Annotated in this window: 14 protein-coding genes and 4 pseudogenes; 8 read left to right on the top strand and 10 right to left on the bottom strand. The window is 54.4% G+C overall.

All coding sequences use genetic code 11. The annotated features are described in order from the left end of the window. Window positions 1-46 precede the first annotated feature (46 nt). From mnhG to QTO30_RS01450, 7 genes and pseudogenes are all read right to left on the bottom strand, one after another. Entirely contained in the window at window positions 47-418 is a 372-nt protein-coding gene (mnhG, locus tag QTO30_RS01480; protein WP_340422025.1) for a monovalent cation/H(+) antiporter subunit G, read from the bottom strand. Next, entirely contained in the window at window positions 415-702 is a 288-nt protein-coding gene (locus QTO30_RS01475) for a K+/H+ antiporter subunit F (protein ID WP_340422023.1), read from the bottom strand. Before QTO30_RS01475 ends, mnhG begins: the two co-directional genes overlap by 4 nt. Further along, window positions 699-1,200 (bottom strand): annotated as a pseudogene (locus QTO30_RS01470) (Na+/H+ antiporter subunit E). The gene QTO30_RS01475 and the pseudogene QTO30_RS01470 overlap by 4 nt, the downstream one beginning before the upstream one ends. Before the next feature lies 1 nt (window position 1,201). Beyond that, window positions 1,202-2,750, bottom strand: a pseudogene (locus QTO30_RS01465) (monovalent cation/H+ antiporter subunit D). Continuing rightward, entirely contained in the window at window positions 2,747-3,082 is a 336-nt protein-coding gene (locus QTO30_RS01460) for a Na+/H+ antiporter subunit C (protein WP_340422020.1), read from the bottom strand. The pseudogene QTO30_RS01465 and the gene QTO30_RS01460 overlap by 4 nt, the downstream one beginning before the upstream one ends. Window position 3,083: 1 nt before the next feature. Then, a pseudogene (locus QTO30_RS01455) lies at window positions 3,084-5,953 on the bottom strand (monovalent cation/H+ antiporter subunit A). A 249-nt stretch (window positions 5,954-6,202) separates the two neighbouring features. Further along, window positions 6,203-6,406 carry a hypothetical protein gene (locus QTO30_RS01450; RefSeq protein WP_340422018.1) on the bottom strand — a complete coding sequence of 68 codons (204 nt, stop codon included), beginning with the start codon at window positions 6,404-6,406 and terminating at the stop codon, window positions 6,203-6,205. Window positions 6,407-6,532: 126 nt separating this feature from the next. Here QTO30_RS01450 and QTO30_RS01445 point away from each other — a divergent pair. After that, window positions 6,533-6,898, top strand: a pseudogene (locus tag QTO30_RS01445) (tyrosine-type recombinase/integrase); the annotation flags it as partial. Between the two features lie 237 nt (window positions 6,899-7,135). On the opposite strand, the gene QTO30_RS01440 reads toward QTO30_RS01445, so the two are convergent. Further along, the gene (locus QTO30_RS01440) at window positions 7,136-7,516 is read right to left on the bottom strand and encodes a tyrosine-type recombinase/integrase (protein WP_340422016.1); all 381 of its coding nucleotides are present in this window, start codon (window positions 7,514-7,516) and stop codon (window positions 7,136-7,138) included. 235 nt (window positions 7,517-7,751) lie between these two features. Between QTO30_RS01440 and QTO30_RS01435 the strand changes: the two genes are divergently transcribed. Next, the gene (locus tag QTO30_RS01435) at window positions 7,752-8,564 is read left to right on the top strand and encodes a hypothetical protein (RefSeq protein WP_340422014.1); all 813 of its coding nucleotides are present in this window, start codon (window positions 7,752-7,754) and stop codon (window positions 8,562-8,564) included. A 71-nt stretch (window positions 8,565-8,635) separates the two neighbouring features. Continuing rightward, window positions 8,636-8,962, top strand: coding sequence for a hypothetical protein (locus QTO30_RS01430; protein ID WP_340422012.1), 327 nt, complete (start codon window positions 8,636-8,638; stop codon window positions 8,960-8,962). A 171-nt stretch (window positions 8,963-9,133) separates the two neighbouring features. On the opposite strand, the gene QTO30_RS01425 is transcribed toward QTO30_RS01430, so the two are convergent. Next, entirely contained in the window at window positions 9,134-9,481 is a 348-nt protein-coding gene (locus QTO30_RS01425) for an H-NS histone family protein (protein ID WP_340422011.1), read from the bottom strand. 299 nt (window positions 9,482-9,780) lie between these two features. On the opposite strand from QTO30_RS01425, the gene QTO30_RS01420 reads away from it, so the two are divergent. The 3 genes from QTO30_RS01420 to QTO30_RS01410 are packed head-to-tail and all read left to right on the top strand — an operon-like array spanning window position 9,781 to window position 13,196. Further along, window positions 9,781-10,698: a replication-relaxation family protein gene (locus QTO30_RS01420; protein ID WP_340422009.1), complete on the top strand. Its 918-nt coding sequence runs from the start codon at window positions 9,781-9,783 to the stop codon at window positions 10,696-10,698. Window positions 10,699-10,701: 3 nt separating this feature from the next. Further along, window positions 10,702-11,127 (top strand): hypothetical protein, encoded by a 426-nt coding sequence (locus tag QTO30_RS01415; RefSeq protein WP_340422007.1) that lies wholly within the window; start codon window positions 10,702-10,704, stop codon window positions 11,125-11,127. Next, window positions 11,127-13,196 (top strand): hypothetical protein, encoded by a 2,070-nt coding sequence (locus QTO30_RS01410; protein ID WP_340422006.1) that lies wholly within the window; start codon window positions 11,127-11,129, stop codon window positions 13,194-13,196. The genes QTO30_RS01415 and QTO30_RS01410 overlap by 1 nt, the downstream gene beginning before the upstream one ends. Window positions 13,197-13,424: 228 nt before the next feature. Here the strand turns inward: QTO30_RS01410 and QTO30_RS01405 are convergent, their stop codons facing one another. Then, entirely contained in the window at window positions 13,425-13,550 is a 126-nt protein-coding gene (locus tag QTO30_RS01405; protein WP_340422005.1) for a hypothetical protein, read from the bottom strand. 305 nt (window positions 13,551-13,855) lie between these two features. Between QTO30_RS01405 and QTO30_RS01400 the strand changes: the two genes are divergently transcribed. Continuing rightward, window positions 13,856-15,751 (top strand): hypothetical protein, encoded by a 1,896-nt coding sequence (locus QTO30_RS01400; protein ID WP_340422004.1) that lies wholly within the window; start codon window positions 13,856-13,858, stop codon window positions 15,749-15,751. Continuing rightward, window positions 15,645-25,490: a calcium-binding protein gene (locus QTO30_RS01395; protein ID WP_340422003.1), complete on the top strand. Its 9,846-nt coding sequence runs from the start codon at window positions 15,645-15,647 to the stop codon at window positions 25,488-25,490. Before QTO30_RS01400 ends, QTO30_RS01395 begins: the two co-directional genes overlap by 107 nt. The last annotated feature ends 21 nt before the right edge of the window (window positions 25,491-25,511 follow it).

The raw sequence follows: 25,511 nt of genomic DNA, 5'->3' as shown, positions 1-25,511 counted from the left end.
ACTTGAATGGGCGTGGCGCAAATGCCACCGACCTATCCAAGCATATCTAACCTTCGCGCTCCGTCTCAGGGACGCTGAGCGTTGACCATGTATCATCCAATGGCGGGTCCGGCGGTGTGTCGCAGGCCCGCCGGTGGATATTCACCTTGCCGATGAAATTGGCCGAGATCGGTGCCGTCACAAAAAGGAACACCATAATCAGCACTTCATGCGTCGATGGCTTACCGATATCAAAGGAATGGACGATCGAAGCCAGCAGCAACATCCCGATCCCTACCGTCCCGACTTTGGTTGGAGCGTGAAGTCGTGTCATGGGATCGTTGAATTTCAGCAGGCCAATCGCCCCAACAAGAACGAAACCTGATCCGATCACGAGGCAGAGGCTGACAAAGTATGTCCCAATAATCTGCGCGGTCATTCGATAATATCTCCTCGCAAGATAAACCGGGCCATCGCCACGGTCGAGACAAAGCCAAGCATGGCGATCAGCAAGGCCACCTCGAAATAGATCTGTACGCCCTGATGGATGCCCAGCACGATGACCAGACCCAGCGCGTTGATCACCATCGTATCCAGCGCCAATACGCGGTCACCCGAGGTCGGCCCCAAGACCAGCCGCACCATGGACATGATTTGCCCCAGCGCCAGCGCCAAAAAGGTAATCGCCAATGCGACGTTAAGAAATTGTGTTGCCAGTATCATGCAAAAATCTCCAGTAGCCGAGCCTCATAGCGGGTGATGATATCTTCGCGCACCGCATCCGCATCATCCGTATGCAGCACATGCACCAAGAGGCTGCGCCCCTGATCAGACAAGTCCGCCGAGACCGTGCCGGGTGTCAACGTGATCGTACCAGCCAGCATCGTGATAGCCTCTGGTTGTTTGAGCCGGAGCGGGACAATGATCCACGCTGGCTTCAGTTTGGACGCTTAGCACCGTCAGCACGATCCAGGCTACTTCGATATTCGCGATGATAATATCCCAGATCACGACAAAGCTGTATCTGATCATCTTTCCCACCCGAAAACTGCTGGGCGTATCGGGCCACCAGACAGAAGTGCCCCAGGGAATAATAATGCCGAGGATGAATCCAAAGACGACCATCCCTGCCGAAAGTTCGTTTTGCAGGAACATCCAGACAATCGTCAGGATCAGGGTCAAAAGCGGATGGGGGATTAACCAGTTGAACGCGCGGGCCATGTTAGTGATCCTCCGTCGTCGTTGGTTTGCTCAGCTTGCCCGGCGTGTCCACAACGGTCGAGATATAGGGTTCGGGGCTGAACAGTTGCGCCGCGACAGAGGTGGTGAAGCTGTGCACCTGACCGGCAAAGACGGTATGCAGGGCCAGCAGCGCAATGAGCCCGCCGATCGAAACATAACACATCGTAGCCGGGGGAGATGCCGGATCTATGCCGTCCGGTGACGTGACGCCATGTGCTTTCCAGAACAAGACGCTGCCCGCACGCGCAAATCCAACGACACTAATCAAGCTTGACCCCAGAACAACGGCCCAGATCCAGATCATCAGATCAGCTCCGAATGCGGCATCAAGGATCAGCAGTTTGCCGAGAAACCCCGAAAGCGGCGGCAGTCCGGCCATAGCGATCGCTGCGATAAAAAACAGGCTCGCTGTGATTGTCGCACCCGCTATGGGTGGTTGCGCTGTCAGATCCAGATTGGCGCGGCGCGACCGGACCAAATCAACAATCAGGAACAGCGCCGCCCCTGCAAAGGTGGAATGCACGATGTAATAAAGCGCTGCCGCGATCCCTTCGGGCGAGAAGAGCGCGATAGAGACCAACACCATGCCCATCGACCCAATAATCGAAAAGGCCACCAGACGGTCGAACCGCTTGGCGGCCAGAACACCCACCATCCCAATCGCGAGCGAGACCAGTGCTGCTGGCAGAAGCCACGTATCATGCAGCCCTGCCGTGACCTCAAGATCGGGCGGGAAGATTAGCGTGTAAACACGGATGATCGCATAGGCCCCGACCTTCGTCATGATCGCAAACAGCGCCGCAACGGGTGCCGGCGCTTCTGCATAACTGGACGGCAGCCAGAAATGCAACGGCACAAGTGCTGCCTTGATCGCAAAAACCAGTAACAGCAGTACCGCTGCTACACGAATACCAACCGTTTCTTCGGCACTGATCAGCGTCACACGGTTCGCCAGATCAGCCATATTCAGAGTCCCTGTTTCGGCATAAAGCGCTCCCAAGGCGAACAGGAACAGCGTTGAGCCGATCAGATTGAACAGCACATATTGCACACCGGCCCGCAATCGCACCGTCCCCCCGGAGTGGATCATCAGACCATAAGACGCGATCAGCAGAACCTCGAAGAAGACAAAAAGGTTGAAAAGGTCGCCCGTCAGAAACGCCCCCAATATCCCCATGAGCTGAAACTGGAACAGCGCATGAAAATGCCGCCCACGGTCATCCCAGCCTGAACTGATCGCGTAGATCAGTACGAAAAGCGCCAACACCGACGTCAGCAGAATCATCATGGTCGACAACCTGTCGCCCACCAGCACAATCCCGAACGGGGCCGCCCAATCGCCCAGTTGATAGAGCATCACCGTGCCATCGGCGGTTGCCAACACCAAACCACCAGAAATCGCAATCAGGATGGATACACCGGTGAGCGAGAAGACCCGTTGAATGCCGATATGATAACGCGCGGCCAATACGATAAAGGGCGCCAACATCGCTAAGCAAAACGACCGGTGCAATAAGCCAATGGGTCATACGTCACCCTCCGGCTGATCATCCACGTGATCATCATCAGACCCAAGGAAAGCACCCAGACCGATCATGACCACCACCGCCGTCATGCCGAAGGAAATCACAATCGCCGTCAGGACCAGCGCCTGTGGGAGTGGATCGGTGTAGTTGTTCAACTCGTCACGCAGCACCGGGGGTGCGCCTGCCACCACCCGGCCAGAGGTGAACAGAAAGACATTTACCGCATAGGTCAACAGCGAGATACCCAAGATCACCGGGAACGTCCGCAAGCGAAGGACCAGATAGATCCCCGCAGCGGTCATAACGCCAATAGCGGATGCAATCAGAAACTCCATGCTACGCGCCCTCCTGTACGACTTGCGAAGGCGGATTATCCCGCGATGGATCAATGTCCATCGGATGTTCGTTTTCAGTGCTGTCCCGACGGCGCGCCAGTCTTGAGAAGCTTTCAAGCGACAACATCACAGCCCCCACAACAGACAGGAAAACGCCCACATCGAACAGGGCCGCCGTGGCCAACTCGAACTTTTCAAAGGGCGGGATGCGCACATAGGTGAAATCAGACGTCAGGAACGGCTTATCTACAAACCAAGAGCCGACCCCGGTAAACCCAGCAACAAGCACCCCTGCCCCGATCACCCCGTGATAGGGGTACTTCAACCGCGCCGATGTCCAGGCGAAACCGCTGGCCATATATTGCATCACCACACCAATTGACACGATCAGACCAGCGATGAAACCGCCGCCAGGTTCGTTGTGGCCGCTCAGGAAGATATAGAAACCTACCATCATGACGACGGGCATCATCCCGCGTGTCAAAACAACCATCATCATCGGGTGCACGCCGCCCGCCTGCGGTTGATCTGGCTTGCGGTTCAAAAGGCGGTTGCGCACTGGTCCGCCCAGCAAAGCCTCGGTCAGGGCGTAGATCAGCAAAGCGGCGATACTCAGTACGATGATTTCGCCAAAAGTATCAAAGCCACGGAAATCGACCAAGATAACGTTCACCACATTGGTGCCGCCGCCACCTTTGTAGGAATTCGCCAGATGGAACTCTGAGATCGCGGTCGCGACCGGATCACGCAACATGTAATAGTAAGCGAGCGCGAAACTGGCCAAACCACCGGCAACAGCGACGGACACGTCGCGCATCCGGCGCAGAACGGTGCTTTCAATCGGCGTCCGGTTGGGCAGAAAATTCAGGGCCAAAAGCATCAGGATGATGGTGACCACCTCAACCGTGAACTGGGTCATCGCCAAATCAGGTGCGCTGAGGAAAACAAAGCCGATCGACACCATCAGGCCCACAATCCCAATCAAGATCAGCGAGAGGAAACGATTGCGATGCAGAAACATCATCCCAATGGTTGCCGCCACCAGCATGCCCCAACCCGAGATCAGAACCGGATCAGCCGTCTGGATCGCGTGCATCGGTGCGCCCACCGTGCCTGTGGTCCATGCGTAATAGCCCGCCACAACAATCGTGACGGTCCCAATAGCGGCGTAGCGCGTAAAGGCCCCGTTGTGCAGCGGGAGGATCACAACCTGAGACGCTCTTACTGCCACGGCGACAACTGCCTCAAAGATCACCTTGGCCTCTGGCCGCGGCACGGTATCCCAAACCCGCAGCGCGGGTTTGAAGATAAACAGCATCGCCAAACCGCCCAGAACGGCAACAATCGACATATAAAGCGCAGGCACTAGTCCGTGCCAGATTTTCAGATGCGCGGATGGCATGTCAGCGGCATTGCCGAGCACCGAGGCTGTCACCAACTTGACGAAAGGTTCAGCCACGAAAGGGGCCACGCCAATCACAACAACGGGGATGATCAGCAAGGCAGGCGGCAGCCACATACCAGCAGGCGGGTCATGCGGCTTGGCGGGGTAGTCATCACGCACCGGGCCAAAGAACACATGGCTGATGAGGCGGAAGCAATAGGCGGCCGAGAAAAGCGAACCAACCGTCGCCAGAACCGGCACCAGCCAATGGCTGCCAAAAAGAACAGTATGGTTGGCCTCTTCCAGCATCATCTCTTTCGACAGGAACCCATTGAGCAGCGGGATACCGGCCATCGAAAGCGCGGCGAGCAGGACGATCATGAAGGTGACCGGCATCAAAGTGCGTAACCCACCCAAACGCCTGATGTCGCGGGTATGCGCCTCATGGTCGACAATACCCGCCGACATGAACAAAGCCGCCTTGAACGTGGCATGGTTCAGGATGTGAAAGACCGCCGCCATGGCTCCAAAAGCCGTGCCCGTGCCCAGCAACATCGTGATCAGGCCGAGATGGCTGACGGTCGAGAAAGCCAAAAGCGCTTTCAGGTCATGTTTGAACAACGCTATCACCGCGCCCAGCACCATCGTGATCAATCCGGCGGTGGTCACGATGACAAACCATTCTGTTGTCCCCGACAGGACCGGCCACATGCGCGCCATCAGGAAGATACCAGCCTTCACCATGGTGGCCGAGTGCAGATAGGCCGAAACAGGTGTGGGGGCTGCCATCGCATGCGGCAACCAGAAGTGAAACGGGAACTGGGCAGATTTTGTAAAGCAACCCAGTAAAATCAGGATCAACGCAGGCAGATATAGCGGATCAGCCTGAATAAGCTCGCGGTTTTGCAGGATGACACTCAGATCATAACTGCCCACGATCTGGCCGAGGATCAGCATGCCACCGATCATCGCAAGGCCCCCATTCCGGTCACGGTCAGCGCCATACGCGCGCCTTGGCGCCCTTCGGGTAGGTGTTTCCAGTATCCAATCAACAGGAAGGACGACAGCGACGTCAATTCCCAGAAAATTAACAAAAGCAGTATGTTATCGCTCAGAACAATGCCAACCATCGCGCCTTGAAACAGGAGCAGATAAGTAAAAAACTCGCCCATGTTGTCATCGCGGCTTAGGTACTGGCGGGCGTAAGCGATAATCAGCAAGCCGATGCCAAGGATCAGCAAGGCAAAGAAAAAGCCCAGACTGTCCAGCATCAAAGTGAAATTCAGCCCCAGTGCTGGCATCCATTCGACACGCGCAGTCACGATATCACCGGCAATGATGGCTGGTAGGTTGGTCAGTAGGCCAACAAATGCAGCCAACGTCACAGTGAACGTCACGCCTGCACAGGCAGATCGACCCGCGGGATTCATCAACCCGGGCAACAAAGCGCCAAAGAATGGCAAGGCGACGATAAAGAAGAGAGACACAGTAACTCCCGAAATTTTGCTGCTAGATGTGTGACCAATGCAAGCCGACTTGAAAAGGGAGAAATGCAATCTAGCTGTTATTTCAGAGTATTATGTCCTGAACATCGGGCGACATCAACGGTGGCGCTGCGGCGCGCGCATCCCCCATCGCGGTGCGGAGATCATTGCTGCAAATGACCCGCAAGCATATGTTTAATAACGTAGTTTTAGCGCCCTGATATCGGTGACTTACATGTGGACGCCCACATCTCAAACAACAGTATTGGCAGAGACACTTTTCTTGACCCTCACCAGAATGCCGCTCACGCGTATAAAGTAACGTCGTGTTGTTGCAGCCTTGGCGAGCTTCCCCGCATCGCTGGCGCTGACACCACTGGCAAACTTAATGGATGTCAGCGTCTTGAGCATGTCTTCCAAATCCGGCACCTGGCCCAACCGGTGGAACCCGCGCATACCTGACAGCCTGTTCATGGAGCTGGAAAACTGGTCGATGAGTTGCCCAGTTCTTTCGACAAAACGATCCCGGCGACTACAATACACGCCCTCAACTCGTCGTTGTCCGAATAGCGCACAAAGAACCATCGCTCACATACGCTGCCCCTGCCCCCAACAGTCATGCGCATCCTCGAGACCCGAGAAAGCAACAGCGTCTATGTGTTCGCGGGCAAGGACCCCACGAAGCCCTTCAATGGCATCAGACGAGCGAAGGAAGCCCTAGAAAACGCAGTCGCTATTGAACACTTTACTCTGCATGACTTGCGCCGCACCCTCTCATCCAACATGGCCCGGCTGGGCGTACCCATCCATGTGACCGAGAAAATCCTCAATCACCAAAGCGGGTCATTTGGCGCCGTGGCGGGAATCTATAATCGGCACTCATATCTGCCTGAGATGAAAGATGCGCTTGAACGTCACGACGACTGGCTTGGCGAGCTGATTGCGTAGAGCGCCTTCTTGGCGAAGGTCGGCAGCAGAGTTGCTGCTTTGAGTTACCGTAAGCCCATAGTGCTGCTTATGCAGCCCATTTTCGATGACCTGCGCGTATTGGTCTATACCGCGTTTCAGGCTTTTCCGGGCGGCGGGGCAGCCCGCCTTACTTTGTGACCATCAATCGGTGGTTTCAGAGCTAGAGCCCGGGACCAGACGTCCTGACCTCACCCAAATTATTACCCTGTCGCTGATCTATCCGGTGCTGCGGTTCAGGGCCTGGCGTCGGTGCTGCCAAATGGGCTCATCTGGCGGCCTGTGCCCAGATGCCCGTTCTAGCGCATGGACCAGCTCAACCGGAACCGGCACCTCGCGATACACATCATCGCGCCTGCGCTTGAGTGTCCTGAACATGATCACCCCTGCATCTGCTTGGACGTCTTCAGGCCGGAGCGCCAGGGCCTCCGAGATCCGACACCCGGTGTAGAGCAGGGTCAGGCCAAGGCTCCGCACATCTGGATGCGCCGCACGCGCGGCCTCCAGGAAACGCTGTCGCTCTGCGGCATTGAGATACAGCCTGCGCGCAGACCGATCATAGAGGCGCATCGCGTGCTTGGTTGGTGGTTCATGTGACATAAGGGGCGCTGGGTTCAACGGCTCACAACCGATCAGTTCGATTGTGCAACAATATTCCCAATTCTGGTGCAGGCAGCCGGATAAGCCAGTAAATCCAACGATTTGCTTGCAGTGCGATGGACCGTATCTGGCTGCAATCGACCTGACAATCACAAAATAACCTGCAGTCTCAACAGTGTACAAAATTGGGAATAATGGTGCAAATCCAGCACCTTAGACAAAAGGATATGGTGGGATGCGATGGAAAGCGATTGTGGCGTGCGTGGCGGCGCTTATGGGGACGTCAGCGGTCGCTGAAGACCTACCTGAGTTCGCCGGTGTCTATGCACGTCTCTCTGATGGGGAACTGCAAGAACTGACGCCAGTTGCTGGGGATGCGTTCAAACGGGCGGTCCTGGTTCCACACCCCAGAGAGCAATACAGCACCCGGTGCGTGGCCATCAATCTGATGCCGCCAAACATCCGCCTCACCGCCTTGCCATGGGCGTGGCAGCGGGACGAGACGAAGGCGCTGCCATTGTCAGAGATTACAGAGTTTGTGGTGAACGCCCGAACGGGCGCCAATCAAGTTAGCCTGCAACCGATCGTCGATCTTGCCAGCTATGCAACCGCCGAAGGTGAACGCCGCAACATCGAGACCAATGACCGGATCCGCTGCGTTGATTGGCAGTACGGGTTCGCGATGGAACACATCCCGCCGGGGGCGGATGACTGGTCAGCATATGCGTCGCGGGGCACAGGCGTGAGTGTTTCGATATCCGGCGTCATCAACGGCAACCGGATCTACATCCCAACCTCGGGTATTGAAGATGGCTTGGTGGTGAGCGACTGCGCTGTATCCGCGCAAGACCTCCGCCAGCGCAGCATCGATCAGTTCAACACGGCGCTTGTCCCCTCGGATACGCTTCAGGCCGGTTTCGGCGCACCGGATAACTTCAACTACCAACTCGGCCAATGTGGCAACTCGCAGTTCAAGGACGTGCCGGTCATTGGATACGTGCTGTCCGTCAATCGGCAATCATACGTTCTGCTGCCCAACTGGAAGTAGGGAGATTTGTCGCCCTCACAAACTGCCCTTCTGCATAGCGTCCACTTCAATCCCAACCAAAGAGCAAGCCCATGAACTTGATCAAACCAATTCTCCTCGCCGCTACTCTCGCCGCCGCAGGCTGCATGGAGGACGGCACAGACTTTGCCTCTGTCACCCTGACCGATGAGCGCCTGGCTTCTGAGGCCGGTGGCATCCTTGGCATCAATCCAGCCAACCTCACCGTCACCGAACGGCGCTCATCCTTTGGCAGCGGCACGTATTTCACAGTGCGCGCCAGCAATGGCCGCATATACAACTGCGTCATCACCGGTGGCGGACCACTGGCCTTTGGCCTTACCAACCCGCCAGATTGCGCCCGTGATGGTCAACCGATCCAGCGCAGCCGACCGTTCTAAATCCGCCGCGACGCAACAAAACGCCCGCGCGAGCAATCTGCTCTGCGGGCGTTATCTTTTGCAGACAATCCGTCGCGTTCAAAGCTTGGCTCGAGACATCACCCATCAATCTCGGCACGCAACGCAAAGCGGAGAGAAACCAAAGGTGATCCAAGTGTCAGCCAAGGTGCCTTAGACGGCCACATCCTCTGGTGACTTGCCCCCCGCCATCGCTGCTTTGAACCACTCAGGCTGACGCCCCTTGCCGGTCCAGGTCTGACCCTTATCGTCTGGATTGGCGTACTTGGGTTTGCCCGGTGTTTTTGGCTTGGCCGACTTCTTTGGTTTAGCTGTGGTTGCGGGTGCCGCACTTCCGCCCGCGATCTCGGCTAGACTAAATCCATGTGCCTTGGCCGCCTTCTCAGCCGCCGCCAATGCCGCTTTCATCTCGGTCTTCTCAACCCGCTCCAATGCTTTCTCAACATTGGCTTTGAGTTTTTCCAACTCTTTCCGTGTCATTGATTTTAGTTCAATTGCCATTGGGTATTCTCCTCGTTCCCAATTCCTAGTTTGCACTGAATAAGAAACACGAGTGAAGACTATCCCAAGTCCACCCTAAGCTGAGTGAGTATGCCACCAAAGCTGTGCGTGCAATGCCAAGGGGAATTGCAGCGGAATCTGGTTGCGTCACCGTGGGTGGTGGGTGGGATATAGCGCAAATGCGCTATATCTCGGACCGCCCAACGGACTGTATGTCTTTGAGTTCGCTTTATTCTTTTCACTTTACAAATCGTTACGAAATCCGTCACCATTTCAGGGCGAGTATTTGGTATTGTATTTTGCCTCAGGTTGTATCTGTTTCGATCACACCGGTGATCTTATCCGCCCTACGGTTTATCTACGCCTATCACCATCTGACGGTGAAGCAGGTGGCGGAGATGGTGCGCATGACGCCAAAGGCCGCGTCTGACATGCTTTTACGGCTCGAGCGGGGTCAGCTCTTAGGCTTCTTTGGCAACGTGGGTATTCGCGGATACGGGAAGACCCCGAAGGTCTATTTCTTGACCCGGACTGGTCATCGCGTTCTCGGTGAAGAGCTGGCCGCCATTGGCGAAGGGCTCGGCCCCTATCGCCAGATCAAAATGAACACGCGCTGGTCGCCGCTGATGTATCACCGCATAGCGACTGTGGATGTGCTGAGCTATGTCGAGCGCGATTGTACTGCGCTCAAGGATTATCGGCTCTTAGGTACCTTGCTGGAGTACCGGCGCGAGCGTGTTGGCAATCGCTGGCGGCAGGAGACCACTGACTACGTGGCTGAGCCGCATGGTGCAGACACTCGGATTGTGCCTGACGCCGGGTTTGCACTTGAGCATCGTGCCAGCGGCAAGTGCGCCCTCTTCTTGATCGAGGTTGATCGGGGCACAACGCCGCTCCTAAGCGATCAGCCGGAGACAGAGGTCAAATCCGTCGTTGCGAAGTTGGGCCAGTACGATCGCTATCTGGCCAGCCGCCGGGTCGCCAACCGCTATCCGGATCTGGGCACTTATTCGGGCTTTCATTTGCTATTTGTCACGACCAGCGGTGCGCGCGTCGCCAACCTGCGCGCGGCAGCAAGTGCGAGCCTCAATCCCGCCTTCCACCACCTCTACCGGTTCTCCACTCTGGAGGCCGCCAGCCACAACCTGCTGCATGATGCGTGGCTCAGCAGAGATCATGCAGACCACACCACCTACCGATTGATCAAAGGGAGTTGACCCATGAAGGTAACGATTAACCATGTCCAAAAGTCTGTTGGGATGATACGCAAGACGACGCATCACGGTGTCACCGTACGCGTCGAATTCAATGCCGAAGAGCTCGCCATTGTCCGTGAGCGGAAACTCGAGACCGACATTGTGTTGGAGCGGGACTATTCCTCTGACATGTCCGACGCCGCCATTGACCGGCATGAAAGCCGCGGGCTAGGTAAGCGGCTCCTGACTGCAACCGTCAGCGGCGCAGATGCCAATCACCATCACCTCACTGTCAGCAAACTGATGAAGGGCGAAGACACACACTATCTGGGCACCCCGGTTGAGGCCAAAGAGTATGAGGAGAGCCTGAAACAGGCTTTGGTGACCCTCAAGAGCTGGATAGAGGGCAACGCCAAGGTCGAGACGGAAACGGCCACGTTCGAGCTCTGATGGACGAGTTTGCGGCGCTTTTTGGCAATCTGATCGGCTTTGCCATCATCTTTATCACGGCCAGTGTTGCCCTTGTCTTTATCGGCATAGTGGTGGCACCGATCTCCTTGGTTGGTGGTGGCGGTCTCTTCTATCTGTACAACATCCATTTGCCCGAGAAGCGCCGCAAAGAAAGCCTGGCCCGCACCCAGGCGCTCTACGATCAAGCCAAAAGCCTCTCACCATCGGTAGAGTCCCTGATCGCCGCGCTTGAGGACGCGGAGATCCACGACCCCAAACTGCACCAGTTGGCCCACGAACTCTACAAGCTCGAGGGCCTGCAGCCACCAGTGTTGCCACCGGTGGGCGATGATCCCATCAAGCTGGCGCGTTATCAGGATACGCTTGAGCGCTTCATCAACGCGGCCCAGCCCAATCACTTCAACCGGTTTAAGGACGAGGTGGTGCAGATCCTGTCACACTATGAGCCAAACCAACAGCCTGGATCCCAAATGTTCTTCTCGAAGCGGCAGCGGAGCCGCCAGGAGATCGAAGACCTGATGTTAAGCTTCTTTAGGGAAGACGGACTGTTCAAAGCCCTGCGGGATCAGATTGATGAAAACTACGCGGCGGAGAACGCCGCCATGCCCACCCAATGCAAACATGATGATTATGTCTGGCGGTATCTGAAGGACACGCCGCTTCTGCCGCTGGGTGATGTGGCTGAGATGGTGGGCCTGCAAGACCGGATGTATCACACGTATCTCTTGGGCTCGTCCGGCTCAGGCAAGACCAACCTCATCGAAAACATCATCGCGCATGATCTGCTTGCTGATGAGGATGCCTGTATTGTCGTGATCGACAGTCAGACCCAGCTCATCGAGAAGCTGGCCCGTCTCGATATCCCGCAAACCGCGTACATCACGCCGAAGTTCAATTTGGCCCTCAATCTCTTTGACGTTGGCTATGAGGAGATGAAGGGCAAAGGCATTGCCGGAGAAACCCTGATCAACAAGACGGTGGGGCTCTTGAGCTTTGTGCTTGAGGGCATGATGGGGGCAGAGTTCACCAACCCCCAAAAGACGATCTTCCAATATGTCATCCAGCTGGTGATCTCGATCCCGGGCGGCAACATCTTCACCTTTATGGATATCCTGGCCGAGGGTGGGCACGAACGCTACGCCGAGGACATCCAGAAGCTTGATGAGAACCTGCAACGCTTCTTTGCAGTGGATTTCCCATCCAAGGACTATGGGCGGACGAAAGAGGCAATCCGGCGGCGGCTCGATAGCCTGCTGCTGAATCCCACCTTCCGCCGTCTCTTCGCCGCCACCGAAAACCGCATCAACATGTTCGAGGAGCTCAAGAACCAGAAGCTCATCCTGATCGATACCAACAAACCCATGCTCGACGATGCCGCCTCAGCCTTCTTTGGGCGGCTGTTCATTGCGCAGATCCTGCGCGCGTCGCACATGCGGTTCGGTGCCGGGCAGAACCATCGGCCCGTCTACCTGATTGTGGACGAGGCACATGAATACTTCGATCGGTCCGTCTCTGACATGCTGGAACAAGCGCGCAAGGCAAATATTGGGCTGATCCTTGCGCACCAGAGCCTCAGCCAAGCCCGCAGTGCCAAAGGGGGTGGCAGCATCACGGATCCGCTCATGGTGAACACCGGGACCAAGCTTATCTGGACATCTTTCCGCGAGGATGCAGCGAAGTTTGCCTCCTCTATGCAGGTGAAGCCAGAGAACATTCTCAATCTCCCGCAGTTCACCTTTGGGATGCATTCGCGCAAGCAGGGGTTTTTGCCAGTGCGCGGGGAGAAGGATGCGTTGGCGGGGTTCAACAAGCGCGAGGATATGCGGGATCTGCAGTTGGAAATGGAAGAGATGTTTGGGGTGCGGGAAGAGGCTGATAGTGACGGTGCAAAGTCGATGGGACCTTCTCATACGGCGGATGATTTGAGCGGCGAGAACACAAAACCAACGCCATCCAACGCCGATAAAACAGCGCAACGCGGATCTTGTCGGAACAATCAGCAAGCCAGCAGAGACATGGGAGCACCTCCAGACGTTGAGGTGATCTGACCATTCATGCGACTGCAAACAAGAGCGTCTGGGTCTCCGAGCGCCGCCTCTGCGGACCTCCAGACCGATGACAACCAGGAAGTTTATCATCTTTTTGGATTTCGCCCTTTACGGTTCCGAGGGCTCTGTTAACCTTCCCTTAACTTTTAGATTCGAGCGGCATCGGGCTCGTGTAAGGGCATAGGTCTTATGCGAAATGCTATTTTAGTATTGGCGATATCATTCGCTTCACCTTCTTTGGCCGAAGAGCGTTACACCCTTACCGATGGCACGTTCTTCGAACCACTCGATCAGTTCCAAAACTGTGATTTGCTGAGAGATGATTGTGGTGCCGCTAACAACACGAAACGCCATAGGACCCCTACATTGTATAACGTGTCGGGTGACAACACCTTCAGTGTGATAGTAAGAGCAAAGCCACTACCAAGCCTTGCACATGATCAGGGTTAGCAACTTGACTTTCAAAAACATACTGGGATCGCTCGCGGGTTTCTTATTTCTTGTTGCAATTTTTTCACTGGCGGTTTGGACACTTTTCGATAGCAATGCCCCGTCTTCTCAACGAATTGGAGCTGCCATATTTGCATTGGTTTTTGGCTTTCCCCTTTTTCGATTGACCATCGCAATCATCAAAAAACTCTTAGATAGGAAACGCCCAGATGGATGAAGATAGGTTTCTGTCGCTGTTCTTCGGTATCAAGCACCCCGGCCCCTCTACTTCTAGCCTTGACCCTGTCTTGAATTCTCTGGATCTTCCGGCACTGTCCTCGAAGAGCTCATTTAGGCATGAAGTCGATGCGCTCAACGCTTTTGACTACTCAGTCAAAATAGCTGGGAGCAGGGGAGATCTTGAATTTGGGGCCTTAACGGTTAACCCTGCCCATGGATTTTCCAGAGATAGTATTCACGACTTGTCTCGAGACGACTTCCAGACTGATTTTGGGGTGATCAAGAAAGACTGGGAAATCAAAAGGTTCATTTTTGGTGGTTCTTTCAATGCTTTGGAAGCAGAAATCGCCGTAAGGTTTGGCTTAGGGACGAAGGACTCCAACGGGTACATTGAGCTCAATGTCAACCTATTTGCAGGTTTCGACTCTATCCTTAACCTTCTGGCATCGGACAGATTTGAGAATGAGTTTCTACCGGGCGTTAAACAGTCAGCTCCTATATCAATTGAAATTGACACAAGCGGGAACAGGTTGGCGACCTACACCGATAACGAGACCGGTTTGCGTGTCAAGGCTCCAATCATAATAGAGTCTGACGGACGAAGCCAGGCGGGGCCGCACGTTACCGTATTGGCATCAAACGGCGCGACGGGAACCTCTAAAGATCTCCTTAAAGGAAACATTTACTCTGCAAATAACATAGGCATTGGCCAAGAATTAAACGGACTGGATCAGTTGGCCGACGCATTGACAGTTCCGGGCCTCCAGCTGCGCGTACCCGGCATACCGATTGTTCCATTTGGGGATGGAGATCCAGCGAATGACAACGATTGGCGCTTGTCTCAGGATGACTGGCGGCACTCTAGTCAAACTGGTCAAGGACACGACGTCTTCATCCGCAACGATGATGATGAAGACGATAACGAAACAAATTTGGAGAGAATAAAGAGAGAGGCTAAAGAACGACAAGAGGCTAGCAATGGCCAAAGTGGGGGTGTCAATGACAACAAGGTGAAAGTTCCATCTGGCAATCCGGGTGGTAACATTGCCCCTGCACCCACTCCCGACCGGGAAGACGACTTTGGACGTAAAGGGGATGATCCCAAGTTTGTTGGTGCCCAGCCAATTCTCTTCGATCTCACCGGCAACGGCATTAAGATCACGGAACTGTCCAATTCTGCCATTTACATGGATGCCACTGGCGACGGCTTGCAGAACCGCACGGCTTGGGCAGATGTCGGCAATGCCGTTCTCTTTTTTGACCCTGACGATACCGGCAAGATCACAGAAGCCCGCCAATACGTCTTCACCGAGTGGGACCCCACGGCGAAGTCGGACATGGAAGCCCTCGCATCCGTCTTTGATACGGACGGTGATGGTGTTCTGTCTGGTGCGGAGCTCGCGGACTTTAAGGTCATGGTCACATTGGCCGACGGCTCAACCGTTGCTGTTGCGCTGGATCAGTTGGCGAGTTTGCAGGGCTACAACTTCAAGAACATCACCTCGATTGATCTGACAGCCGATGCCACCAACATCGAGCTGCCGGATGGTTCCGTCATTACCGGCCAGACGACCTTCACTTACGCGGATGGCACCACAGGCACAGTTGCCGACGTCACACTGACCGCCGAGGGCATAAGCTATCGCCTGGAACAGGTCGAGAGCTTTGACGGCAGCGGCACGCGAACGGAAGTGACCACCGCCTATAACGCCGATGGCAGCATTGCGTTTGTGAACACGACGATGGTGAGCGCGGACGGCTCCCAGACGACCAACACTTATGACGACAATGGCGATGGTGTCGTCGATCGGCTACCAGACGATTTCTTACGTCACACTTCCCGGCGGCGAATTGCAGAAAACTGTCACCAACAGCATGGGGTCTGACCCGGCAACCGCGATCCTGCAGAACCAGACCGTGACCACGACCAGCGTTGATGGGCTTGTCGTCACGATTGAACGGGATTCGACCGGTGGCGGCTGGTTTGACCAGACCGAGGTGCGGACCACTGAGGCCGATGGCAGCTTGAACATCGTCACCACCGACTGGTCGCCCCCTGCGGCTGGTGCCGACCTAGGTACCGCAATCCGCAGCGTGACGGAGGACGTCACCGCCGACGGGATGACACGGACGGAATATATCGACAACGACGGCGATGGCGTTGCTGACCTGATTGTCGAGCATGCAATCGCGGTTGCGCCAGATGGCAGCCGCGTCGAAACGACAACGAACAGGAACCAGGACAACTCGAAACATTCGGCGATAACTGAAAGTGTAAGTGCTGATGGCCAAACCAAGACAGTTTCGATTGATAGCGATGGGAACGGCCTGTTTGAGACTGTCGAGGATACAGACATCACCGTGAGTGCGTCTGGCACGGTGTCAACGATCGAAGTCACAAACCGCGACGGCTCTTTGCGGACTAAATCGGAGCAGACGCAATCGGCGGATGCGTTGCAAAAAACCATCAAGACAGATGCAGATGGCGATGGCTTCTATGAGATGACGTCGGTGGACAACACGACCATCAACGCGGATGGCAGCCGACTGCAGGACCTGATTGTCCATGACAAGAACATGAACCTGCTTGCCAAATCGCAAGTGACGCTGGGCGCGGATAAGGTCACGTCAGCAACCAAAGTTGACCTGAACGAGAACGGCATTTTTGAGACCAACGATCTTGTCAGGTCTGTCACAGTCGATCCCACGAGCAATGCACGCACAGAGACGGAATGGGACCGCAACACGGATGGCACCTACAGTTCGGTATCCACGAAGGTCACTTCTCAAGATGGCCTGACAATCACGTCCACCATCGATCAAACCGGTGCCAGTGACACCAACAGTGATGGTGTGATTGACCATCCAACCTCTTTTGATCGCAAGATTGAGGACACAACGATTGATGCCGGGAACGGTACATCTGAGCGGACGATTGAGACATTCAGCCAGAACAACACCCTTCTCAGTACGTCAAGGGTGATAAGCAGCGCCGACGGCTTGACCCAGGAAACCGAAATCGACGTTGATGGTGATACACTTCTGGATCGCTATGTGCTGGAGACGGAGACAGAGGGTATAGGCGGCGTTGTTGTGCGCGAAAGCTCAACTTTTGCTGGAAACAAGACAACACTACTCTCCAAAGAGACGATCACTGAGAGTTCTGACAGGCGGGATGTGACGGTAGCGACCGACGCCAACGGCGACGGCCAGGATGACACTGTCAGATCGAATATCCTGGCGCAGGATGGCAGTCGCGACATTTTGGAAACCTGGTACCACCCTGATGGGGAGGTATCCGGTACGCGACTAACCGAGACTTCAGCAAACGGGTTGGAAACGACAGTTTCATCAGATCTTGATGGTGATGGTGTTTTAGAGGGAGTTTCGACGTCCGTCGTGTCACTGAACGACAACGGGGGTCGTACAACAGTTGATCAAGTCCGGAACCATGACGGAAGTCTTCGAAGTTCCACGCTTTCAATTGTAAGTCACGACAGCTTCAAAACACACACACATATTGATTCAGACGGGGATGGTGTCACAGAGAGATTCCAATCTACTCTTTCGTCTTACCACCACGAAGCGGGCTTCTGGACCTATACGGAAGTGTTTGCATATAGCGGTAAACGACTCAGCAAAACGAGAACCGAGACCAGTGACGATGGCCTTGTTACCCAAGTGTTCAGCGACAAGGATGGCGACGAAGCTTACGATCTCATTCAAACGAATACGACCTTACTTGGCGACGATGGCAGCACAACGAGAATAACTGCCCTCGAAGACGCTACCGGCAATCTCCGCAACAGCACGACCACTACATCCAGCTATGATGGGCGGTCTGTCACAACGTCCATTGATAGCAATGGGGATGGCGTCTTTGATGAGGTTATGACCCGTATCGAGGATGATGCGGGCGTGATGACCACAACAACATCCCGCTTTGATGCAGATGGCACCACGTTGCAGTCGTCAACAACAGCAACTACTAGCGCGAATGGCCTGTTGTCGAGCGTCACCGAAGATAGCGATGGTGACGGCACCGTTGATCTGATCATGTCAGAGAGCACGACACTCGAGGCCGATGGTGGGTCGCTGAGCGTCACCGAAGATCAGGACCGCTTGGGTAATGCGTACAGTGTCGCGACCACACATACGACTGCCGATGGGCGGACGGTCACACAGACCAATGACTATGATGCGGACGGCACAATTGATCTGAGCGTCGTGACTGACAAAGATCTCAGCCTCGATGGTATCGAGACCCAAACCGTCACTCGAACGGCAGCGGATTTATCGACCATTGGATTGCTGACGGTTGTGACATCTGCAGATAAACGCCTGGTGACCACGACGAACGATGTTGATGGCAACGGGTTCAATGACGTCGAAACCGTCTTCCAACTGGCGGACAACGGGACGCAGCGGACAGAGACGTCATACTTCTCAAGCGGTGGGGCGCTTGAGGGCACCTATGAGATGATTGTCAGCGGTGATGGGCGCACCACCACGCAACTACGCGATTACAACGGCGATGGTGAAATCGACCTCAGGTCGGTGGAGACATCCGCCATTGGGGTTGATGGATCGACGACCGGGAGCGTTGAGCATCGGGGGCAGCATCATACCCTGAAAGGACGCCAAGAATGGTCCACCAGCGATGATGGAATGTTTGCTGAAATTGTGCTGGATTTGGATGGCGACGGCGTGTCCGACTTTATCACACAAACGCATAGGACGTTTGAGCAAAATGGTGACACGGTAGTCAGTGAAGTCTCGCGCGATGCGACATCTGACGCACTCAGCGAGATCACAACGACATCGAGCGGCAATGGGCTGCAGGTATCGATCGTTGCAGACTACTCGGGCAATGGGAGTGTTGATCGGCTGACCACAGTTGAAAACGGCGCCTCTGGCGGCGGCACAACCACGGTTCAGCAATTTGGTGCAGGGTACAATCTGCAAAGCACGACGGTGCTTACGGTTGCCGCCGACGAGCGCTCTAGCACCCAGTCTATCGATGACGATGGCGACGGGTTTGTCGATCGCCAGGTGGCTTGGGAACTCAACGCAAGCAACACCTCTATTGAGACATTTGAAGACATCAACATCAACGGGACAATCCGAGCGGGTGTAGTTGAAACGAAGGACGCTAACGGGACAAGTGTCGCGCAGGCATACGACTTGGACGCTGATGGTGTCACAGATTTTACGCGTTCAGTCATCACGTCATATGACGACAATGGTGATATGATCACCGTGCTTGCAGACGTATTCGGCAGCGGGACCGTTGGCTATACCGAAACCACTGCGACCTCTGCAAACGGGCTGACCTCCCAAACAGAGATCGACATTGATGGCGACGGGACCATCGACGCAACGACGCAGCAAACAACGACACTCAACACCGATGGGAGCCGTACGACGCTCACCGAAACAACCTACGCAGATGGGGAGCTGCATTCTCGCTTCACTGAAGAAGTCAGCGCAGACGGTCGAGAGACCACACGCGTTCAGGACTATGACGGCAACGGAATTGCCGACAAGATTTCAGAGCAGTTCATTTCCTCTGATGGCTCTACCGTCACAACTGAAACATCCTTCAGCGTGGCCGGTGACAAGAACAATACCTTCATCACGACCACAAGCGCTGACGGGCTCACGACGACGATCCTGCGTGAGGGCAACAAGCAAGTCATTGAGCGCTCAGCCGTTGATAACAGCAGCTACGAATGGCACAATGGCGTGGCTAGCACCACATCCGGACATTTGTCGACCAGTCATCAGATCGACGCACTCGGTATCGAAACATGGACGCTGACGGCGCGCGAAGGGAGTGTCACAACGGCTCATAGCGCTCGGTTTGACGCTGCGGCAAAGGCACAACTCTTTGCCGAGGCAGAGATGATCTTCGATACGGTTCTGGACCGGGGTCTCGACAGCAACGAACGCGAAGAACTAGTGCGTTGGGTTGATGACGGGCAGCTCGATAAGGCGGGACTTATCGAACATCTGATGTCGCCTGGTGAGTTCACGGTGCGATATGGAACAATGTCGGACGCGCAATTCATTGCGCAGATGTATCTGAACAGCTTTGGTCGCGCCCCGAGTATGAAGGAGCTGGCAAGAGAAATCGCCTTTGTCAACGGCGGGCCCAAGACACGCGCAGAATTGGCCGAAGAGCTCGCGTTCTCATCAGAGCATTATGTCGTCGGCAACACGCATATGCGGACCAACAACTTCGACGTGATCATGAATCCCGCGGTATTTGAGCGGAGCATTGACAAGGCCTATGTCGAAAAACTGGTCACCAACCTTGTCGATGTGGTCACCGATCGCGATCCAAACACACAAGAGTTGATCAAGTACACTGAAGCCTTATTGGAAGACGATGTGCGCGCAGATGATATCGCTGAATTGCTGATGGGCGTCAGAGGCGAAATCGACGGGAAACCTACCTGGTCGCTCCATGGCCTTTCGGGAAGCGAATTTGTTGAGCAAGCGTTTCTCAATGGCCTCGGCAGAGCACCTACCCAGACGGAGCTCTCAGTTTGGACCGACTTTATTACAGATGGTCGCTTGACGAAGGCTGAGTTCGTTGCGGCATTGGCGCAGAGCGTTGAACACCTAGAGGCCGGGAACGGGCATATACCGCCAAACATCAGCGCAGCGGGTGCTATTTCAGGAACGGACCAACCCGAGACGATTACAGGGTACGTTGGTCTCGTATCGATTTATGGCAAAGGCGGCAACGATACGCTGATAGGCCTTGATGGCAATGACTTCCTGGTCGGCGGATTGGGCGATGATATTCTGTACGGGGGGAGCACAAATGGCAGTGCGTCACAGGCAAACCTGCCGAATGGCAATGATACCTACAGGTGGTCAAAGGGCGATGGAAACGACCAGATCAGAGACTGGTCGCGGTCGACAGTCGAGATAGACAAATTGCATCTCGCCGATGTTCTGTCTTCTGAAGTCGAGTTGACGCGGAGCGCCAACGGCTGGGACCTGCTGGTCAACATCATTCCAACGGGTGAGACTATCACTGTCGACTCTCGTTATGATCATATCGATTACGGCTATGGTATTGAGCAGATAGAATTTGCCGATGGTGAGATTTGGGATCTTGCGCGCATCCTGGAGTTGGCAACCCTAACTGGAACGGACAATGCAAATACGCTCAACGGCACTGACTATGCCGATAACTACTACGGTCTAGAGGACGACGACACGCTCACCGGCAAGGATGGAAATGACGTACTGGTCGGTGGACAGGGCCTAGACTGGCTTACAGGTGGAAATGGAAGTGACACCTACATCTGGTCTCCTGGCGATGGCATGGATTACGTCAGAGAAATGGAAACAGAAGCGCCGTCCGGTACTAATGATGTTGACACCCTAAGGCTAGTCGACGTTGACCCAAGCCAAGTATCGCTGGAACGAGAGGGCTCGAACACCGAACATAAGAATGATCTCTGGGTGAACATACAAATTGGTGCACTTGGTGCCAGACTTGGGGTATGGGACCAGTTTGATAAGGCTGGCGAGGGTATCGAGAAGATCGTCTTTGACGATGGTACAGTCTGGGATCGCAGATATATCACTGAGAATTCGTGGTTTCTGAGCGACGATGATCCGAATGTCATTTCGGGCATTGAATCAGATGATCAAATCCGAGGCGGTGCGGGTGACGATCAGCTTTCAGGCGAAAATGGTGATGACTGGCTTGATGGTGGTACTGGCAATGACACGCTAGACGGCGGCAAAGGCAGCGATACCTACATATGGCAGACAGGCTACGGCTCTGACCATGTCGTCGACCGGGAAGCAGATGAAACAGACGTCGACATACTCATCCTGCAGGATGTTAGCTCTGATCAAGTTGAGCTCTGGCGCACGAACGACGCTGGCGAAAGCGTTAAAGATGACCTTCAGATACGGGTATTCGGCCCAAATGGTATCGAAGGGCTGGCTGTCTGGGACCAATTCAACCTGGAAGATGGAGAAGGTGTCGAGCAAATCTTGTTTGCCGACGGTGCCGTTTGGACCAAAGAGGACATTCTTTCCCGTACCAAGCATGAGGGCACAAACCAAAGCGATACAGGTACCACCAAACTCGTCGGTCAGTCTGGCCGCGACAATCTCTACGGGCTTGCTGGCGACGACACGATCGAGGCTTACGCCGGGGATGACTGGTTGTTTGGTGGGCTCGACAATGACATACTGAATGGCGGTTCCGGCAGCGATACATATGTCTATGCGCTCGGAGACGGAAACGATCAGTTGGTCGATACCGGCACACTTAGCAGTGATGTCGATACGCTAAAGTTCTCTAACGTCACATCATCCAATGCGGATTTGACGAAATCCGGAGACGATCTTTTGGTTTCAATCATCTCTACTGGTAGCACCATCACCGTTTCAGATCGCTTCGATGTTGGTACCAACGGACTGGGTGATGGGATCGAATTCATAGAATTCAGTGATGGCGTCGTAACGGAGGTTCTTGGAGGTTCACTGGCCGAGACTGTTACAATCGGCACGGAAGCCGCGGAGAATCTCACAGGCTGGGGGCTTGAAGACACGTTCTTCGGTGGTGGGGGCAACGACACCCTGCGAGGCGAAGGCGGCCAGGACACCCTGATTGGTGAGGCTGGCGATGACAATTTGCAGGGCGGCAACGGCGCTGACACTTATATTTGGCATGCTGGGGATGGAAACGATCTGATCCGAGACACCGCTGCCAGTCAAACCGAGCATGACCGGTTGTGGCTTGTTGATATCGCTGCAGGAGATGTTGCGCTTTCGCGGCCCGAAGGCTCAAATGACCTCGTCATAGACATTCTAAGCACAGGCGAAACCATCACAGTCGACGACAGCTTTGATGGAACAAACATCGGCCGAGGAATCGAAGAACTGCTGTTCTCAGGCGGTACAACCTGGGATTTGGCTGAGATACGATCTCGAACAGTTGTAACCGACACCGTGGGCGGCACTTCGGTAGTTGGGACTGTTTATGACGACAACCTTTACGGGCTGGATGGAAATGACCACTTATATGGATATGGTGCAGATGATCGGCTAATTGGCGGCTTGGGCGCTGACGTTTTATATGGCGCTCAGGGCAACGACACCTATGTTTGGTATGCGGGTGACGGATCAGATCTTATCATCGACGCCGCGTCAGCCCCGAATGTCTCTACGGATACTTTACGGCTCGAATCGGCTCTTCCAGAAAATGTGAGCCTAGAACGCCTCAATGGATCTAACGATCTGCGTGTCGTAATCGGCGGCGAAAGCGGCTACGGTGCAACTCTCGGCGGGCTACAGTACGAATTCTATTACGCCAATTTCGATCGACTACGCGACTTCGACGGGTTAATCCCTGTCGGAGCAGGGCTAGCAATGGACACAAACGTCAAGGGCCTCGGGTTTGTTCAAGGAGGGCGAGAAAACTACTTTGGGGTGAAGATGTTTGGGACAATAAATGTCACAACAAGTGGCATCTACACCTTCACTACCGCATCTGATGATGGATCTGCATTGTCAATCAATGGGCAACGCGTCGCCACAAACGATGGTGAGAAGAATGGCTACCGAGAGCGTAGCGGCTCTATAGAGCTGGGCATGGGCCAGCACTTCCTGGAAATCCTATATTTTGAGAATACGAGCACAGAACGCCTCGATCTGTTCGTTGATGGTCCAGATACAAACGACCTGCGGGTTGATCTGTTTGGAAGTGGAATGCTGGGCCATGCTGCCGATGCGACGCATCTTTTGTCAGTTGATCCGATGGAATATCCCGAGCTTCAGCAACAGCAGGATGTGGTCACAATTCGGGATCAATTTGGGACAGAAGGTGACGATGCAGGTATTGAAGCAATTGAGTTTGCAGACGGTACAGTGTGGACCCTTCAAGATATCGTTTCTGCAACGAGGCAAAGCGGAACGGTCGAGGACGACGTCCTTGTTGGCACCGTTGATACGAACAACATCTATGGGCTGGATGGGCACGACACGCTAAACGGTAATGGCGGAAACGACCATCTGTTTGGTGAGGCCGGAAATGACACACTTAACGGCGGCGATGGAAATGACCACTTGCATGGTGGTGATGGGGACGACATCTTAGACGGTGGGAATGGTGACGACTCATTATTTGGTGGTGATGGAGATGATGTTTTAGTCTCCAGCTCCGACCTAGACAGCTTCGACGGTGGAGATGGAAACGACACGATTGATTTCAGTTATTCAATAAACAATCATAATATTATTAGTCTTGCGGATGAGAAGATCCATTGGCTGATCACAAATCAGTTTGAAACGCTTGAGAACATAGAAAACGTAATTGGGGGGGCAGGTAACAATCACATTATTGGCTCTGATATCTCAAATCGGCTTGAAGGTGCAGCGGGCAGCGATACGATAGAAGGACGTGGCGGCGATGATGAGCTGTTTGGCGGTGTTGGGGACGATACCTACATCTACAATCGCGGCGACGGACACGATACGATTACTGATACTGGCAGCGCGGGTGTGGGTACGGACCCGATGTCGCCGACCGGGGACGCTATCGTGTTTGGTCACGGTATCTCTTTTGAGGACCTTGTCTTTGAGACAGTTGGAGATGATCTGAAGATATACATAACAGACCCAAGCAACCCATCAACGCCTTTGGATCAAGTTGATGATGCCATAACGGTCGCGAATGTCCAGGCTGATGGCAACCGCATCGAGTCTCTGCAGTTTTCTGACGGACAGATTGTCGACATTTCAGGCATATCTGTCGCACAGCTTGCAACATCGGCCCCATTTGACCCCCAGCAGCCAATCGACCTCACGGCGGCTCTTCGTGGATCACTCACTGTCAATATGAGTTCTACCGGTTGGAGTGGCCCGGGTCATTTCGCGATTGACGGTATCAAGTCGGAAGACAATCGCCCGCACACTTACAATGGTGAGTTGGAATTTATCGAAGTAGACATGGGTTCAGGTTATGACCTCTCCGAAGTTGTCATTACAAATAGGATCGAAGGATGGGGTGACCGCCTAAATGGTGCGGAACTTGTTCTCTACGACTCTAGTCTAGCAGAAGTATTCCGTTCCGATCCCATTGCAGGAGCTATCGAAGGAAGCATCATTACAGTTAGCCTCAGCGAACTGATAGATGCCCAATTCGTCTCTCTCCAGCACAAGAATCAGTATCTGCATGTTACAGAAATTGAGGTCTTTGGCATGCCGTCGGAGAACATGGGTGAAACCATGATTGGGACGCTGATCGGAGAAGTGATTCAAGGCTCAGATCGTAACGATTTCATCAATGGCGGCTGGGGACCAGATATCATTTTGGCCGGTTCAGGCGATGACTACATCATCGGTAATTCGGGTTTTGGGTTTGATGCGGAACTATATGATGGCGGGTCCGGCGTTGACACGATTGACTTTGGCGCATCCGTAAATCTGTTGGACGTTGACCTTGTGGCTGGCAATGCGGGAGCTGCATCCATTCAGAATGTTGAAAATGTCATTGGGACACAAGGCGACAATGTGATCACCGGGACGGACGGCGACAACATTCTTGATGGTCAAGGCGGAAACGACACAATCAATGCAGGCGCTTAACGACGATGTGGTGTTTGGGAG

This window comes from Yoonia sp. GPGPB17 (assembly GCF_037892195.1).
Lineage (GTDB): Bacteria > Pseudomonadota > Alphaproteobacteria > Rhodobacterales > Rhodobacteraceae > Yoonia.
This window is presented reverse-complemented; position numbering and strand designations above follow the sequence as displayed.